The organism is Halorubrum sp. Atlit-26R, assembly GCF_003666015.1.
Taxonomy (GTDB): domain Archaea; phylum Halobacteriota; class Halobacteria; order Halobacteriales; family Haloferacaceae; genus Halorubrum.
The window spans coordinates 1-534 of record NZ_QPLT01000364.1 but is presented as its reverse complement, the minus strand read 5'-3'; the positions used below and the strand labels follow the sequence as shown (position 1 = coordinate 534).

Sequence of the window (534 nt, the reverse complement as noted above, 5' to 3'; positions counted from 1 at the left end):
CCGGTGGTTGGACGACATCTCCGAGAGATTGGACCAATTGGATCCCATTATCGTAGTCAGTCGTCACCCGATATCCTTCTTTGTCCTGCTCAACGGCCCCTACGCTTGGATGCGCGAGCAGTTGGAGGGCGGATCGAACCTCTTCGGTGGTTGGGATATCGTTCGAGTCCTCCATGCCCACGACGATCCACCGGACGTCCTCCGCTGTCTCCACGGCTCCGTCGGCACGCTCGAGAGCTCGAATGACCGCAAGCAAGGTCTCTCCAGCATCGATGCGGTCTTGGATGTACTCATCGAGGAGGTCGAGTCTGTCGTCTTGGAAGGCCCTGAGCGTGTCAAGAGCGCCAGTATTTCTTCGGGTGGGACGGCATACTCCTCCCGGCGATCGAGAAGCTCGACGAGGTCGTCGACGGCGATTGTTGTCAGCTCGGTCGTCTCGGCATTATCGATCACTTTCGGGGCGAAGCCTGGGGCGACCACGATGGCGTGATCGGCTCCACGCTGGCGTCGATGCTTGTCCACGTTTGTGACCTC

At 59.6% G+C, this 534-nt stretch carries 1 protein-coding gene; it reads left to right on the top strand.

Annotated features, from left to right (window positions below; genetic code table 11):
• Positions 1-490, top strand: a 490-nt coding sequence (locus tag DVK07_RS23505) for a hypothetical protein (protein ID WP_233565574.1), incomplete at its 5' end; no start/stop codon positions are given.
• Positions 491-534 lie beyond the last annotated feature (44 nt).